The sequence below is a fragment of the Methylobacterium sp. HMF5984 genome (assembly GCF_045033435.1).
Lineage (GTDB): Bacteria > Pseudomonadota > Alphaproteobacteria > Rhizobiales > Beijerinckiaceae > Methylobacterium.
In genome coordinates this window covers 2,420,786-2,436,532 of the sequence record NZ_JBJFLN010000001.1, presented here as the reverse complement: position 1 = coordinate 2,436,532, position 15,747 = coordinate 2,420,786, and the positions used below count along the sequence as shown (strand labels likewise).

Genomic DNA, 15,747 nt, shown 5'->3' with positions numbered 1-15,747 from the left:
GCGCGCGATGGGCATCGCGGCGCGGTGACCGCACAGATAGGCCGGTCGGCCGCCGCGCCAAGGCGCGATGCACGCGCGGGCCGCGCCCGCCCGCACCTCAGGCCGCGGCGGCATCGGGGATCTCCTGCATCGACGCGAGGGGGGCCTCCAGCCGGCAGACGAGGCCCGTCCGTGCGTAGGTGAGCGTGACCTCTCCGCCGACCTCGGCGGCAAAGCTGCGCTCGATCAGGCGCGATCCGAAGCCGCGGCGCGCCGGCTGGACCAGGATCGGCGGGCCGCCCTGCTCGGACCAGACCAGGGAGAACCGCGGGGCGTCGCCGGCATGGGCCACGTGCCAGCGCAGGTCGACGACGCCCGCGTCGTTCGAGAGCGCGCCGTACTTGGCGGCGTTGGTGGCGAGCTCGTGAAGGGACAGGGCGAGCGACAGGGCGGGCTTGGCCGCCAGGAGCACGTTGGGCCCGCTGGTGCGCAGGCGCGCGGCCATCGCCCCGAGATGCACGCTCAGAGCCCCGTCCACGACGTCCCCGATCGGGGCGGCCGTCCAGCTCGCGGCGGTCAGGATGTCGTGCGCGCGGCCGAGCGAGATCAGCCGGGCGGCGAACGCCTCCCGCATCTCGTTGACGTCGGTCGAGCCGCGCAGGGTCTGGCTAGCGATGGCCTGCACCAGGGCGAGGGTGTTCTTGACCCGGTGCTGCAGCTCGCCGGTCAACAGGCGCTGGTGCTCCTCGGCCTTCCGGCGCTCGGAGATGTCGAGCATGGCGCCGATCATCCGAACCGCCCGGCCGGTCGCGTCGCGGATGACGTAACCCCGGTCGAGGACGTAGGCGTAGGAGCCGTCCGCGCGCAGGAAGCGATACTCGTCGGTCCAGGCCGTGCCGGTGCCGTCGATGATCGCGTGGATGGCGGCGTCGACGCGCCCGCGGTCCTCGGGATGGATCTGCCCGATCCACCAATCCCCCGTCGGGTCGACGGCGTCCGGGGCGTGGCCGTAGGCAGCCTGGAGCGCCTCGTTCCACAACACGTGATTGCTGGCGAGGTCCCAATCCCAGATCGCGTCGTTGGTGGCGCGCGATGCCAGCCGATAGCGCTCCTCGGTCTCGCGCAGGACCTGCTCGGCCCGCCGCGCGACGGTGATGTCGCGCGCCGTCCCGATGAGCCGCAGCGGCCGCCCGTCCTCGAACAGGGTCTGCCCCTTGGCGGACACCCAGCGCTCGATGCCGTCCTCCGGCGCCACGGTGCGGTAGGTGATGTCGTAGGTCCCGTCGCCCGCCGGATCGATCGCGGCGCCGACCGCCGCGTCCGCCGCGGCGCGGTCGTCCGGGTGCAGGCGGGCGAGGTAGACGTCGAGGTTCACCGCGGCATCGGGGCCGAGGCCGAAGAAGGAGCGCGTGCGTGCATCCCACTTCAGGACGTCGGCGACGAGGTCGTAGTCGAAGATCCCGGTTCCCGTCGCCTCGACGGCGAGGCGCAGCTGCTCGCGCGCGCGGCGCAGGTCCTCCTCCACCTGGCGGCGGTCGTGGATGTCGCTGGTGCTGCCGAGCCAGCCCACGACCGATCCGGCGCCGTCCCACATCGGCTCGGCCCGGATCAGGAACCAGCGATAGGCGCCGTCGGCCCGACGCAGCCGCGCCTCCGTGTCGTAGACGGTCTCGCGGGTGCGCGCCGCCTCCCACGTCTCCAACAGCCCCGGCCGGTCGTCGGGATGGATCGCTTCGGCCCAGCCGAGCGGCAGCGTGTGTTCCGGCGTCTGCCCGGTATAGGCGTACCAGCGGTCGTTCAGGTAGCTGAGGCTGCCGTCGGGATTGCCGAACCAGATCACGGTCGGCGCGAGCTGGGTCAGGGTCTGGAAGCGCGCCTCGGCGACCTTGCGCTCGTGGATGTCGAGCGAGGTGCCGATCCAGCTGCGCACGGTCCCGTCCGCATCGCGGATCGGGCGTGCGCGGGACAGGAACCAGCGGTACATCCCGTCGGCCCGCCGCAGCAGGAACTCCACCTCGTAGTCCCGGCCGTCGCGGGAGGCGGCGAGCCAGGCGCGACGGGTCGCGTCGCGGTGGTCGGGGTGGATCACGCCCATCCAGCTCGTCTCCCCGGTCTCGTTCGCGGGCAGTCCGGTATAGGCGTACCAGTAGGCGTTGCAGTAGGTGACGTTGCCGTCGATGTCGCCGAACCAGACCACCTGAGGGCTGACCTCGACGAGGGAGCGGTAGCGCAGCTCGCTCGCCTCCAGCGCCGCACCGGCGTCGCGTTCCCGGGTCCGGTCGCGCAGGATCTTGAGGAATCCGACGGTTCGCCCGTCGTCCGACCGGAGGGGCATCATCTTGCCCGAGGCCCAGAACCGGCTGCCGTCCTTGCGCACGTGCCAGCGCTCGTCGGGCGCGCTGCCGTTCTTTTCCGCGAGCCGCATCTCGATCTCCGGCCGCCCGCTCGCGCGATCGTCCGGCGTGAAGAACGCGTCCACCGCCCGGCCCAGCATCTCGGCTTGGGTCCAGCCGAGGGTGCGCTCGGCGCCCGTGTTCCAGCGGGTCACGCGGCCCGCCGCGTCGGTCGCGACGATGGCGTAGTCCGTGGCGCCGTCGACGATGCGCTCGTGCAGGAGGCGCTGCTCCTCCTGCGCCCGCAGCGACCGGCGCAGCTCCATCTGCGCCATGGTCTGGCGCGCGAGGCGGGCGAGGCCCTTGCGCTGGCGCTCGGTCAGCTGGTGCGGCTTGGTATCGAGGACGCAGACCGTGCCGATGGGATGGCCGTCGGCGGTCTTGAGCAGGGCGCCGGCGTAGAAGCGCAGGCCCGGGTCCCCGACGACGAGCGGGTTGGCCTCGAAGCGCGGGTCGTGGCGCGCGTCGGGGACGTAGAGGAAGTCCTCCTGCAGGATTGCCTGCCGGCAGAACGAGCTCTCCAGCGGCGTCTCGCGGACGCCGAGCCCGACCTCGGCCTTGAAGAACTGGCGCCCGTCGCCGATCAGGTTGACGACCCCGATCGGCACCTCGCACAGCTCGGCGGCCGCTTCCGCGATTTCGTCGAAATCCTGCTCGCGCGGCGTATCGAGCATGCGATAGCGATCGAGGGCGCCGAGACGCGCGGCCTCCGTCTCGCGGGCGGGGGGACGATTCATGTCACCGATTTTATCTGGAACGGTCTGGTCGGTCTCTCAGAGTCGGTGCGCGACGGCGGAAATATGACCGCTCGCCTGTCGTTCCGACCGGTGGGCGATCGTCGAGCGCCGCCGCTCGACGCTTCGAACTCGCACGCCCGCTCGGCCGCGTCGCACGGTCTTTTCGGTACAATCCGCCCCGAAAGCCGACGCGCCGGTCGGGGGGGGCGCCCACCCGACCCGAGACGGCCCGGCGTCTCGATACGGGACAGCCGGGCATGGTCCGATCCTACGCGCGCTTAAATCCGATCGCGGTATCCCGCATCCGGGCCGCGTCGCGTTTCGGCCCAGGCTGGTGAGATCCGGGGTTCCCCCGCCCCGTGAGCGGATCGGGGCGGGGCCGAACCGAGGGCGGCCGGCGTTCCAGGGCCGAGGCGGCCCGGTCGAGGACGCGGCATCTCGCCCGGTCGGGCAACTTCCGCGAGTCGCCCCACGTTTGAGGGCATGACCCAGCAACCTCCGCTTCGGTTCGACCCCTCCTTCGAGACCGTCCCGGCGGACGAGGACGAGATCCAGCGGGGCCTGACCGAGGCCATGCTCTCGATCCAGCGGAAGACGCATGCCGACACCGGCTACGCCCACCGGGCCGTCCACGCCAAGGCGCACGGCTACCTGAAGGCACGATTCGAGGTCCTGCCCGGCCTTCCGCCGGCCCTCGCCCAGGGCCTGTTCGCGGCGCCGGCCAGCTACGAGGCGATCCTGCGGTTCAGCACCACGCCGGGCGACATCCTCGACGACCGGGTGTCCACCCCGCGGGGGGCCGCCCTCAAGGTCCTGGGCGTTCCCGGCCCGCGCCTGCCGGGCAGCGAGGGCGAGACCACCCAGAACTACGTGCTCGGCAACTCGCCCGCGTTCCAGATCGGCACCGCCGAGGGCTTCCTGCGGCAGCTCAGGCCGCTGGCCGCGACCACCGGGCGTGCCGAGCCCCTCAAGCGGGCGGTGTCGGCCGTGACGCGCACCGCGGAGGCCGCGCTCGAGATGGTCGGGGGCAAGTCCGCCACGCTGACCACCCTGGCCGGCCAGGCGAAGACCCATCTTCTGGGCGACAGCTTCTTCTCCCAGGCCGCGCTCCTGCATGGCGCGTATTTCGGCAAGGTGGCGCTTTCGCCGGTCTCCTCCGACCTCGTCGCCCTGTCGGAGCGGCCCCTCGACCTCGCCGGCCGTCCCGACGGGATCCGCGAGGCCGTCCGGGACTTCTTCCGCACCTGCCCGGCCGTCTGGGAGCTGCGGGTGCAGCTGGCGACGGACATCGAGGCGATGCCGGTCGAGGACGCCGCGGCGATGTGGTCCGAGGACGAGAGCCCCTATCGCCCCGTCGCCCGCATCACCGCCGCGCCGCAGGACACGTGGTCGGACGCGATGCGCGCCGCCGTCGAGGACCGCCTGGCCTTCAATCCGTGGACCGGCCTGGCCGCGCACCGGCCGCTCGGCTCGATCATGCGAGCCCGGCGCCCGGCCTACGCCGCCGCCCGCGAATACCGGTCCCGCAACAACCGGGTCGAGATCGCCGAGCCGACGGCCTTTCCCGTCGCCTGAGGCCTCTTCCTCCGCCGGCCGGTCAAGCCGACGGCACGGAAGGCCGGCTCAGGCGGCGAGCGCCCCGGGATGATCCGCCGCGATCCACCGCCCGCGCCCGCCGCCCTTGGCGGCATACAGCGCGCGGTCGGCCCGGTTCAGGACCTCCTGCGGATCGGCCCCGACCTCCGGCGCATGGGCGATGCCGACGGAGATCCCGATCTCCGCGCTGCCGCCGGACAGGCGGTAGGGGCGGCCGACCTCCGCGACGATCCGAGACGCCAGGGCGCGCGCCCGTTCGGGCGTCGCGTCGACCTCCAGCAGCACGGCGAATTCGTCGCCGCCGAGACGATAGGCGCTCGCCTGCCCTTCGATGGCCTGGCGAAGGCGGTCCGCGACCCGAGCCAAGAGCGTATCGCCGGCGGCGTGGCCCATCGTGTCGTTCACGGACTTGAAGCGATCGAGGTCGAGGTAGAACACCGCGCAGGGCTCGCCCGTGCCGCCCGGCCGGCGGCAGGCGCGATCGAGCTGCGTGCCGAAGCTGGCGCGGTTCGGCAGGCCGGTCAGGCCGTCATGCGCCGCGGTCCAGGCGACGGCGCGCCGTGCCAGGATCTTGTCGATGACGGTGCCCTCCAGGTGCAGGCAGGCTTCGGCGTAGGCCACCAGCATCAGGATCAGGAACCAGCCTCCGAACCAGCAGCCGAATTCCGGCCGCCGGGTCAGGGCGACGATGCAGGCGATCAGCATGATGTAGGCGGTCGTCACCGGGATCCACGGGATCACGGAGGAGCGGGTCGCCGCGCCGACGCAGAAGCTGAGGATGATGCCGAAGAACAGGATGAAGAAGTCCAGGCGGTCGATCGCTGCGGCGCGCAGCGCGAGCAGGGCGAGGCAGATCCCGGTGCCGACCATCATCGCGCCGAAGGTCCGGCCGCAGGCCCGCGCGACGCGAAACGTCATGTCCTGCGTCCGCGTGCGCTTGAACCGCCGGATCGAGGCGACGCGGCAGAGGGTGGCGGCGGATGCGAGCGCGCCCAGCGCCGCCTCGACGAGGCCGCCGGTCGCGAGCGCGAAGGCGAGGCTGGCCGCCGACACGGTGATCGCGAGGATCGCCACCTGCGGCAGGGACGAGTACAGCAGGAAGACGAGCTCGGTCTGCACGTCGTCGGGCAGGTCCTGGCGGCTCGTGAGTCTGCGTGTCATGCCTTACTATCGCGGGCAAGGTCTTTCGAAATGGTAGCCGCGATTTGACAGTCGCGAGGCGTCAAGCGAGCCTACAGAGGCCTGATTTGTCGGATGTGCGATAGATCAGGCGACCATCAAGCCGGCGCCGGCCCGTGGGGCGCGTCGTCGTCGGCGGCGTCCCGGCGGTCCCTCAGGCGCCGGGGCCGTCGGCTGCCAGGCGGCGCGCGATCGCCTCGAACATCCCGGTATCCTCGCCCACCATGGCGCCCATCGCGGCCATGCGCTGGACCACGGTCGCGGTGATCTCCTCCTCGACCGTGCCCTCGGCATAGGCGTAGTGGATCGTCGCCGCCTGCCCGTCCCGGTGGCAGCGTCCCTCGATCTGGGCGAGCTGGATCGCGCTGTGGCGCATGTCGTGGATCACCAGGGCCCGCGTGCGCTCGCCGCCCGGCAGCTCGTCCTGATGGAGCGAGATCGACTCCGTCACCGTGAACACGACGGCGTCGAGCCGACCGGTCTGGAAGGCCCAGCGCACCGCCTCGTTCGCCTCGGCATCCTGCCGCCCGTCGATGGTGCCGACCTGCCAGCCGCGCTGCTCCAGGGCCGCCTGCAGCGCCGCACCGGTCTCGAGGAACGCCACGGAGATCGCGACCTGCTCGCCCGCGCCGAGGAGAAGCTCGGCGAAGTCGCACGTTCCCGCCACGCGCAGCAGGCTCGCCTTCTGCCGGAAGCGCAGATCCGCCGCCCACCCGGCCGGGCGCCGGTGGCTGCCGCCGAGCAACCCGAATTCCTGGCGGAACGCGCGCCACGTCGCCTGGTACAGGCGGCGGGCCTCCGCCGTCAGGGCCGTCGGCGCCAGGGCGCGCTGAACCTCCGGCCAGCCTGCGATGTCGCCCGGGCGCCGCCGCAGCCCGATCGCGCGCGGGCCGGTGTAGAGCAGGTCGGCCATGACGGCGCAGTCGCGCGCATTGCTGGTCCACGACCAGTTCACCCAACGGCCCTTGGCCCGGCCGATCCCGAGGCGCTGCATCAGCGTCCGGAACTCGGCGAGGGTCGCGGTCGGCGCGTCGGCCGCCTCGCCGAGGAGGCGTCCGAGATAGGAGAGCTCGTGGGGCGCCTGCCCGGCCGTCGCGCTCACGTAGCCGGTGAACACCGCCGCGTCGGCCAGGTGGCGGCACACCAGGCTCTGCTGGCTGTAGGGATTGCGCAGCCGGTGACTCTCGTCGAACACGACGAGGGGCCAGGTCTGGCGCAGGCTTCCGTTCTTGGCCAGCGCGTTGTTCCTGGCGCGCGCCGACCGGCGGGGGCTCGCGGGCGGCGGCGCCATCAGGGACTTGGTGCGCTCGTAGTTCACGAGGGTCACCGCCTTCTCCGGCAATCCCGAACCGGCGATCGTGCGACGCCACTGCGGCATCGCGCCCTTCGGGCAGACGATCAGCACCTCGCCCTCGGGCATTCGCGCGAGCGCGCTCCAGATCGAGAGCGTCTTGCCCAGGCCGGTCGCGTCGCCGAGCAGGAAGCCCGGACGGCCGGCGGCCCGCGCGGCCAGGATCGCGTCGGCGGCCGCGGCCTGATGCGGGCGCGGGACCAGCGTCGCCTGGAAGCGGGGCGCCGGCGCGCCGGCGAGGGCGATGCCGTCGGGGTGCTTATCCACCCTGTCGTGACCGCGCGACGCTGTTCGCACCGGAACCCGTTTGCCTTCGACGGATTTCAGAACATATCATGAACGAGATTCGACCCGGTCGCTCAGGGAGTTGCACCGCCATGGCACGCTACCGTTTCCATTGCACGAACGGCCTGGAATGCGTCGTCGACACGGTCGGCAAGGACATCCGCTTGCCGGACAGGCTGGCCGCCAAGGCGCGCGGTGTCGCCGAAGCCCTGATGGTCACGCTCGACGGGCAGACGGATTGGGCGGAGTGGCAGGTGAGCGTGCACGATCTGAAGGGACGCAAGGTGCTGGCGCTTCCCTTCCGGCCGCCCGGCGACCACCTCCGGCAGGACATCTGAGCTTACGGCGTCGCCTCTCGCGCAAGCGGCCTTCGTCGCCCCGGGCGATGGATGCCACCGCGCATGGCGCCGTCGCATGGCGGCGCGAGGCGCGACGAGATCCCGAACGGAGTGACGCCATGACGAGCCTTCCCCAGCTTCCGCCCGAGGCGTTCCGCAAGCGGGACCAGGCGCCGGACGCCCTGTTCTACGCCCAGCCCCGGTTCGTCACCCACATCGACGACGCGGCGATCGCGGCCGTGACGGACCTCTACCGCGCCCTGCTCCCGGCCGGCGGCCGCCTCCTCGACCTGATGTCGAGCTGGGTCAGCCACCTGCCTCCGGAGATCGCCTACGCCGCCGTGATCGGGCACGGCCTCAACGGGCGCGAGCTCGCGGCCAATCCCCGCCTGACGGCCTCGTTCGTGCAGGATTTCAACGGCGACCCGGCCCTGCCGTCGGAGGCGGGCAGCATCGACGCCGTCCTCGTCTGCGTCGGCGTGCAGTACCTGCAGGATCCGGTCGCCGTGCTGCGCGAGGCCGCGCGGGTGCTGCGCCCGGACGCGCCCGTGATCATCACCTTCTCGAATCGCTGCTTTTCGACCAAGGCCGTGGCGATCTGGCAGGCGCTCGGCGGCGACGATCAGGCGCGGCTGATCGATCTCTATCTCCGCCAGGCCGGCTTCCCGACCGTCGAAACCCGTGTCGTCCTGCCGGAAGGCGGCCCGGGCGATCCGCTGCGCGCCGTGATCGGCCGGACCGCGCCGTAGAGCGCGGCGCGAGGATCGGGCTTCGGTCCCGCCCGCACGCTTCGGCGGCCCGTGACGGGAGCGGTCGCGACGCCTTCAGACCCTGCGTCGACCGAAGGCTCGCAGGACGGCGGGAACGCCGCCGGCCGACAGGCTCGGAGCGCGTGCGCGCCGCCGATCCGCCGGATCGCAGAAATGCTGATGGCGGGCCTCAACCCGTTGTCGCGGCAGCGTTATCGCGGCCGGACCTCACCTGACGATCGACCACCAGGAAAGCCTGGTGGAGCTGAGCGGGATCGAACCGCTGACCTCCGCAGTGCGATTGCGGCGCTCTCCCATCTGAGCTACAGCCCCGTCCAAGGCGCCAGCCTTTTAGGCTTGCGCCGATCGAACTGTCAATTCCCGATTCCCGCTGCCGTCGCGTCGCCGTTCCGGCGTCCCGCGCGGGCGCACGAGGACACGTGTTTCGCGCATGAATTCCTTGATCTGGCTCTTCGACACCGTCGTCCAGCTCTTCATCTACGTCCTCATCGCCAGCGCGATCCTAAGCTGGCTCGTCGCCTTCAACGTGGTGAACGTGCGCAACCCGATCGTCTCGCAGATCGGCGAGGTGCTCTACCGGATCACCGAGCCGGTGCTGCGCCCGATCCGCAACCTGTTGCCGAACCTCGGCGGCGTCGACATCTCGCCGATCATCCTGATCCTGCTGCTGCTGTTCGTGAGCCGCCTGCTGCACGAGTTCGTGCCGGCCGACCCCTACGTCTACGCCCGCTGACGGCCGGTCCCGCGATCCTCAGGATCGTGGGACCCGCGCGCCGGCGGCCGACCCGCCGCACACCGTCCTCGAAACCGTCGCGCCCGGACGCGGAGATCCCCGAGCCCCATGAAGACCAATCCCGGCCGCTTCTTCGAGGATTACCGCCTCGGCGAGACCATCCGCCACGCCACGCCCCGCACGGTCACCACCGGCGACGTCGCGCTCTACACCGCCCTCTACGGCCCGCGCTTCGCGGTGCAGTCGTCGGACGCGTTCGCGCAAGGCATCGGCTACCCGCGCAGCCCGCTCGACGACCTGCTCACCTTCCACGTGGTGTTCGGCAAGACCGTGCCGGACATCTCGCTCAACGCGCTGGCCAACCTCGGCTACGCCGAGGGCGGGTTCCGCCGTCCGGTCTATCCGGGCGAGACCCTGTCCACCGTCTCCGAGGTGATCGGCCTCAAGGAGAGCTCGAACCGCCAGACCGGCGTCGTCTACGTGCGCTCGACCGGCTCGGACGCCAAGGGCGAGACCGTGCTGAGCTATTGCCGCTGGGTGCTGGTGCGCAAGCGCGACCCGCAAGCCGCGGTCGCCGAGGAGCACGTGCCGAGCTTCGCCAAGGTGGTCGACCCGGCCGACCTCGCAGGCGCCCTGCCCCCGCTCGACGTCTCGGCCTACGATCTCGACCTCGCCGGCAGCCCGCATCGGTTCTCCGATTACGCGGTCGGCGAGAAGATCGACCACGTCGACGGCATGACCGTCGAGGAGGCCGAGCACCAGATCGCGACGCGCCTCTACCAGAACACGGCCAAGGTGCATTTCGACGCGCTGAGCGGCAAGGAGACCCGCTTCGGCCGGCGCCTGATCTACGGCGGCCACGTGATCTCGCTGGCCCGCGCCCTGAGCTTCAACGGGCTCGCCAACGCCTTCGCCATCGCGGGCATCAACGCCGGCCGGCACGTGGCGCCGCTGTTTGCCGGGGACACGGTCTACGCCTGGAGCGAGGTGCTCGACACGGCCGAGACCGGTCGCGGCGACGTCGGCCTGCTGCGGCTGCGCACGGTCGCCACCAAGAACCAGCCCTGCGCCGCGCATCCCGGCCGCGAGGGCGACGGCTACCACCCGAGCGTCATCCTCGACCTCGACTACTGGGCCTTCATGCCGAAGTGACGGCCCGCCCCGGGCGCGTCCCGCACCGGCTTCAGGCGCTGCGGGAGAAGGCTTTGGCGGGAACGGGCTCGGCGAGGCGACGTCCCAGGAGATCGCCCGGCACCGGCCGGCCGTAGCGGTACCCTTGCGCGTAGCGGCAGCCCATGCCCATCAGCGCCGCCTCCTGCTCCGGCGTCTCGATCCCCTCGGCGATGACGATCAGGTCGAGGCTGCGGCCGATGTCGAGCACCGCCTTCACGATGGTCGCGTCGTGGGCGTCGTGGAGCACGTCGCGGACGAAGCCGCGGTCGATCTTCAGCTTGGTGAGCGGGAAGCTCTTGAGGGTGGAGAGCGAGGCGTAGCCGGTGCCGAAATCGTCGAGCGCGATGCCGACGCCGAGGGCCCGCAGGCGCCGCAGCGGCTCCAGCGTGGCGGGTGCGTCGGCCAGCGCGATCATCTCCGTCACCTCCAGCTCCAGGATCTCCGGCGGCAGCCGGTGCCGCGCCAGGGCCTGGATCACCACCTCGGCTAGGGTGCCGGCGCGGATCTGCGCGTCGAACAGGTTCACCGCCACGCCGATCCGCGGCAGGCCGGCCTTGCGCCACGCGGCCGCCTGGCGGCAGGCCTCGTCGAGGCACCACTGGCCGAAGCGGGTCGCCAGGGTGCTCGCCTCGATCGCCGGCAGGAACTCGGCCGGCGCGAGCAGCCCGCGGGTCGGGTGGTTCCAGCGGATCAGGGCCTCGACGCCGCGCAGGCGCCCGGTCGCGAGCTCGATCTGCGGCTGGTAGTGCAGGGCGACCTCGCCGGCGGCGAGGCCGTCGAGGAGCGCATCCTGCAGGTCGCGCCGGGCCTTGGCCGCATCCCGCATCGCGGGGGTGAAGGCGCGGTAGCCGCGCGGGCCCATGTGGCGGGCGCGCTCGAGGGCGAGGTCGGCCGCCGCCATCAGTTCGGCCGCGTCGGCCCCGTCGCGCGGCGCCTGCGCGGCGCCGATCCGCGCGCCGACATGCAGGACGTGGTGGCCGACGGTGACGGGCTCGGCGAGCGCGGCGAACAGGGCTTCGGCGCAGGCTTCGGTGCCGGCCTCGAGATCCGCCTCGCCGGGCGCCTCGGTCGCGGCCAGCAGCACGGCGAGCTCGTCCTCGCCGAGGCGGGCCAGGAGCGCCCCCGGCGGCAGGCGTCCGGCCAGCCGCACCACCAGCGCCTCCAGCAAGGCCGCCCCGATGCCCGAGCCGAACCCGTCGGTCACCGCCCGCAGGCCGTCGACCCCGAGGGTCAGCAGCCCGACCGGTCGGCGTGCGGCGAGGCGCGCATCGATCTCTCCGGACAGGCGGACCCGGTTCGGCAGGCCGGTGCCGGGGTCCTCGTGGGCGAGCCGGAGCAGGCGCGCGTTGCGGCGGCGGCGCTCCGAGATGTCGCGCATCACCGCGCCGACGCCCATCGCGGCGCCCTCCCCCCAAGCGCAGAGCGACAGCTCGATCGGCACCTCGCTGCCGTCGGCGCGCAGAGCCGTCACCTCGACGGAACGGCCGGCGAGCTTGGGCGGGCCGCCGGCGGTGAGCGCGCCCATGCCGGCGACGTGGTGCCCGCGCAGGCGCAGCGGCACGATCGAGGCCACGTCGCGCCCGGCCAGGGCACCGGCGGGGTAGCCGAGCAGCGTCTCGCAGGCGGGGTTGGCGAAGGTGATCCGGCCGGTCGCGTCGGTGGTGATCAGCGCCGAGCTCGTGGCGGCGACGAACCCTTCCGCGTCCCGCTGCGCCATCGTCCGCCGCCCCTGCGCCAGCACCGCGACGGCGAGGTCGGACAGCCGCGCCAGCCGCCGGCGCGTGCGGTCGGCCAGGGGCGGCCGCGGCGCCGGGTCGGCGACGCACAGCACGCCGAGGCAGGTGCCGTCGCGGTCGATCAGCGGCGCGCCGGCGAAGAAGCGGATCGCGCCGCGGCCGGCGGAGCCGGCATGGAACTGCGGATCGATCGCCGCGTCGGGGACGACGAGGACGTCGCCCCGGGCGATCGCACGGTCGCGGAAGGGCGCGAGCGCGTTCGCTTCCTCCGCTCGCGGCCCGATCGGCGCCCCGGCGCCGAGGATGGCGGCGATCGGCGCCTCGAGAAGGTCCGCGGCCAGGTCGATCAGGCCCTGCAGCGACGCCTCGACCGACGCCGTCCGCGCGTCGCGCATCGCCGCTGAGCCTGCTCGATCATCCGCCATGCGAAACCGTCCCGGACGCCCGATCGGGCGCGGACGGCAGGATTTCACGGCAAACGCTGTCAAAGACTTAAAATTACAATCTTGAATTGTAATTTTGTCGATCGAGGCGACGGCTGCCCAGGCGAAGCCCTTCGTAACGGCGGGACGAAGACCGGCGCCCCATCCCGCCGCCATCAACCATCAGTTGCGAACGATCACCTTGGTGCCGACGCGGACGCGATCGTAGAGGTCGACCACGTCCTTGTTGGTCATCCGGATGCAGCCGGAAGAGACGGCGGCGCCCATGGTCTCGGGCTCGTTGGAGCCGTGGATGCGATAGAGCGACGAGCCGAGATACATCGCCCGGGCCCCGAGCGGGTTGTCCTGGCCGCCGGCCATGAAGCGGGGCAGATCCGGGCGGCGGGCGAGCATCTGCGACGGCGGCCGCCACGACGGCCATTCCTTCTTCATCGTGACGCTCTTCTCGCCCGACCACGAGAAGCCCTCGCGCCCGACGCCCACGCCGTAGCGCACCGCTTCGCCGCCGCCGAGCACGTAGAAGAGCCGGCGCTGGCTCGTCGAGACGACGATGGTGCCGGGCTTCTCCTTGCCCTTCCAGGCGATGGTCTCGCGCGGGATCGCCTGGGTGCGGAAGATGTTCATGAAGTCGGCGATCGGCCCGGCATCGAACGGGTTCGCGTGCGCCGCGCCGGCGCCGAGCGCGAGCCCGGCAGCGAGGCAGAGTGTGGCGATGCGGCGTGTCATGCAGGTCCTCCGGTGGTTCGTTCGGTCCGCTGCCGGATAGGCGGGCATTGCGGCAAGCGGCGGACGTCGGATGCGTTGGGGGCCCGGAACGCGCCGCCTGTGGGATCGCCGCAACACTTCCTGCGGGCGGATCGCGGCCTGCCGACCCGGAAAGCCCTCCACCCGGCCGGAGGCGGAGGGCGATTGGTTCCCGGATTTCTCGCAGACCCTCTCGACAAGATGTCGCAGCCGGTTGTGCCGCGATGGGGCAGAGCCTTTATGGGAGCTGTGACATGCCCCTCCGAAATCGCTGCGCCGGCCCGCGTGGCCGCTCGTGCCACGATGCTGCGGGTGCTCGTCGCTCTCGTGGTCGGCGTGCTGCTGCTCGTCGTCGGTCTCCCTCGGGAGGCCGGTGCCGCCGTCTCGGGCAGCGGCTCGACGCTGACGGCTCCCCGGTCGGTCCTGGCCGACGCCGCCGACGCTTCGGTCGACATGGTCGCGCCGCACGCGGTCGAGGCCGACGATTGGGCCGGACGCTCGGCCTCCGCCGATCCGCTGCCGCACCTCCTCCGATGCCTGTCCGGATCCGCCTTCGTTCCACGCGGCCGCGCCGTCGTGCGCGCCCGGGCTTCCGCACCGCCCGACCGCCCGCCCCGGCTCGCCTGAAGGGCCGACGGCGCGGACTTTCCGCCCGTCGTCGCGGGATCGCCAAGATGTCCTGCGAAAGCGGGGGTCTCGCGCTGTCCTCGCGGTTGCCCCGACCCCTCGAGCGGGCGACCGTTGCCGAACGATCCGGCACCACGCGCCACCGACACACACCGGACGGCCGAGCCTCGCCTCGGCCTTCCCCGAGATGCGTTTCGCAGGAGCGACCCGACCTTGACCTTCTCCCTGTCCGCCCGCCGGATGCGCCCTGCCTCGCTCGGTTTCGGGGTGTTTCTCGTCGCGCTCTCCGCCTGCAACCAGAAGCAGGCCTCGGCCCCGGTCCCGCCTCCGCCGCCGGAGGTCAGCATCGTCACGGTGGCGCCCCAGGCGATCCCCTACGTCCGCGACCTGCCCGGCCGCGTCGCGCCGATGCGGATCGCCGAGGTGCGGTCCCGCGTCTCCGGCCTCGTGGTGAAGCGGCTGTTCGAGCAGGGCAGCCAGGTCAAGGAGGGCGACGTCCTCTACAAGATCGACCCGGCACCGTATCAGGTCGATCTGATGAGCGCCGAGGCCGCGCTGGCGCGTCAGGAGGCGGCCCTGGTCCTCGCCAACCAGCAGGCCGAGCGCCTCGAGACGCTGCTCACCCGCCAGTCGGCGAGCCAGGCCCAGTACGACACCGCCTTCGCCGGCAAGAAGCAGGCGGAGGCCGAGGTCGCCGGCGCCCGGGCGACCCGCGACCGGGCCAAGCTCAACCTCGACTGGACGGATGTGCGCGCGCCGATCTCGGGCCGCATCGGCCGGGCGCTGCTCACCGAGGGCACCCTGATCGAATCCGGCACCACCGGCGTGCTCGCCACGATCCAGCAGCTCGACCCGATCTACGTCGACATCACCCAGTCGGTCGGCGAGCTGAACAAGCTCCGGCGCGATCTGGCCAGCGGCGAGCTCTCGCGGCTGGAGCGCGATTCCGCCAACGTCCACCTGATCATGGACGACGGCGCCCTCTACCCGATGGCGGGCCGGCTCCTGTTCTCGGACGTCACCGCCGACCCGAGCACCGGCCAGGTGACGCTGCGCGTGCAGATCCCCAACCCGCACGACGAGCTGTTCCCCGGCATGTACGTGCGCGCCCGGATCAAGCAGGGCATCGATTCCGATGCGATCGCGGTGCCGCAGCAGGCGATCCAGCGCACCAACGACGGCAAGGCCGAGGTCTGGGTCGTCAAGGCGGACGACAAGGTCATGCTCCAGCCGGTCGAGGTCGGCCCGGTGGTCGGCACCAACTGGCTGATCCGCGACGGCCTCAAGGCCGGCGAGCGGGTGGTGATCGAGGGCTTCCAGAAGATCGTCGCCGGCCAGCAGGTGAAGCCGGTGGACAAGACGCCGCCGCACGAGACCGCCGAGGCCATGCCGCACGACGTCGACGAGGTCGCCGAAGCGGAGGCCAAGGTCGCAGAAGCCAAGATGGCCGAGGCCAAGGCCGCCGAGGCCCGGGCCGCCGAAGCCAAGGCGAGCGCGGCGAAGGCCGGCGCGATCAAGGCTTCGGACGGCAAGGCTTCGGACGGCAAGACTTCGGACGGCAAGGCTTCGGACGGCAAGGCCGAGGCCGCCGCCAAGACGCGCTGAGCAAGTTGCGCTGATCACGACGCGCCGACGACCGACCACCCGACAGGCTGATCCGGAA

At 72.1% G+C, this 15,747-nt stretch carries 12 protein-coding genes and 1 tRNA gene; 7 read left to right on the top strand and 6 right to left on the bottom strand.

The annotated features are described in order from the left end of the window. Nucleotides 1-97: 97 nt before the first annotated feature. A complete protein-coding gene (locus ACFZ8E_RS11740) occupies nt 98-3,109 on the bottom strand; it encodes a PAS domain-containing protein (protein WP_405042830.1) in 3,012 nt (1,003 codons plus the stop codon). Nucleotides 3,110-3,592: 483 nt separating this feature from the next. Between ACFZ8E_RS11740 and ACFZ8E_RS11735 the strand changes: the two genes are divergently transcribed. Continuing rightward, complete coding sequence (locus ACFZ8E_RS11735) at nt 3,593-4,684, top strand: catalase family protein (protein ID WP_147727958.1); 1,092 nt, start codon at nt 3,593-3,595, stop codon at nt 4,682-4,684. A gap of 48 nt (nt 4,685-4,732) precedes the next feature. Here the strand turns inward: ACFZ8E_RS11735 and ACFZ8E_RS11730 are convergent, their stop codons facing one another. Together ACFZ8E_RS11730 and ACFZ8E_RS11725 are read right to left on the bottom strand one after the other, a co-directional pair. After that, nucleotides 4,733-5,866 carry a diguanylate cyclase domain-containing protein gene (locus ACFZ8E_RS11730; protein WP_405042829.1) on the bottom strand — a complete coding sequence of 378 codons (1,134 nt, stop codon included), beginning with the start codon at nt 5,864-5,866 and terminating at the stop codon, nt 4,733-4,735. A 172-nt stretch (nt 5,867-6,038) separates the two neighbouring features. Next, complete coding sequence (locus ACFZ8E_RS11725) at nt 6,039-7,502, bottom strand: SNF2-related protein (RefSeq protein ID WP_405042828.1); 1,464 nt, start codon at nt 7,500-7,502, stop codon at nt 6,039-6,041. A 110-nt stretch (nt 7,503-7,612) separates the two neighbouring features. Here ACFZ8E_RS11725 and ACFZ8E_RS11720 point away from each other — a divergent pair, with 110 nt between their 5' ends. After that, complete coding sequence (locus ACFZ8E_RS11720) at nt 7,613-7,858, top strand: DUF6894 family protein (RefSeq protein WP_243947280.1); 246 nt, start codon at nt 7,613-7,615, stop codon at nt 7,856-7,858. Between the two features lie 119 nt (nt 7,859-7,977). After that, a complete protein-coding gene (locus ACFZ8E_RS11715) occupies nt 7,978-8,607 on the top strand; it encodes a class I SAM-dependent methyltransferase (protein WP_405042827.1) in 630 nt (209 codons plus the stop codon). A gap of 257 nt (nt 8,608-8,864) precedes the next feature. On the opposite strand, the gene ACFZ8E_RS11710 is transcribed toward ACFZ8E_RS11715, so the two are convergent. Further along, nucleotides 8,865-8,940 (bottom strand) — tRNA-Ala (locus tag ACFZ8E_RS11710). Between the two features lie 118 nt (nt 8,941-9,058). Here ACFZ8E_RS11710 and ACFZ8E_RS11705 point away from each other — a divergent pair. Both ACFZ8E_RS11705 and ACFZ8E_RS11700 read left to right on the top strand, forming a co-directional pair. Beyond that, the gene (locus ACFZ8E_RS11705) at nt 9,059-9,361 is read left to right on the top strand and encodes a YggT family protein (RefSeq protein ID WP_147751992.1); all 303 of its coding nucleotides are present in this window, start codon (nt 9,059-9,061) and stop codon (nt 9,359-9,361) included. A 108-nt stretch (nt 9,362-9,469) separates the two neighbouring features. Next, on the top strand, nt 9,470-10,513 hold the full coding sequence (locus ACFZ8E_RS11700) for a MaoC family dehydratase (RefSeq protein ID WP_243947276.1): 1,044 nt from the start codon (nt 9,470-9,472) through the stop codon (nt 10,511-10,513). Between the two features lie 31 nt (nt 10,514-10,544). On the opposite strand, the gene ACFZ8E_RS11695 is transcribed toward ACFZ8E_RS11700, so the two are convergent. After that, entirely contained in the window at nt 10,545-12,695 is a 2,151-nt protein-coding gene (locus ACFZ8E_RS11695) for a putative bifunctional diguanylate cyclase/phosphodiesterase (protein WP_405042826.1), read from the bottom strand. Nucleotides 12,696-12,875: 180 nt separating this feature from the next. Continuing rightward, nucleotides 12,876-13,439 (bottom strand): L,D-transpeptidase, encoded by a 564-nt coding sequence (locus tag ACFZ8E_RS11690; protein ID WP_147843950.1) that lies wholly within the window; start codon nt 13,437-13,439, stop codon nt 12,876-12,878. Nucleotides 13,440-13,769: 330 nt separating this feature from the next. On the opposite strand from ACFZ8E_RS11690, the gene ACFZ8E_RS11685 reads away from it, so the two are divergent. Continuing rightward, nucleotides 13,770-14,084 (top strand): hypothetical protein, encoded by a 315-nt coding sequence (locus ACFZ8E_RS11685; RefSeq protein WP_243947272.1) that lies wholly within the window; start codon nt 13,770-13,772, stop codon nt 14,082-14,084. A 240-nt stretch (nt 14,085-14,324) separates the two neighbouring features. Beyond that, nucleotides 14,325-15,689, top strand: coding sequence for an efflux RND transporter periplasmic adaptor subunit (locus ACFZ8E_RS11680; RefSeq protein WP_405044374.1), 1,365 nt, complete (start codon nt 14,325-14,327; stop codon nt 15,687-15,689). The last annotated feature ends 58 nt before the right edge of the window (nt 15,690-15,747 follow it).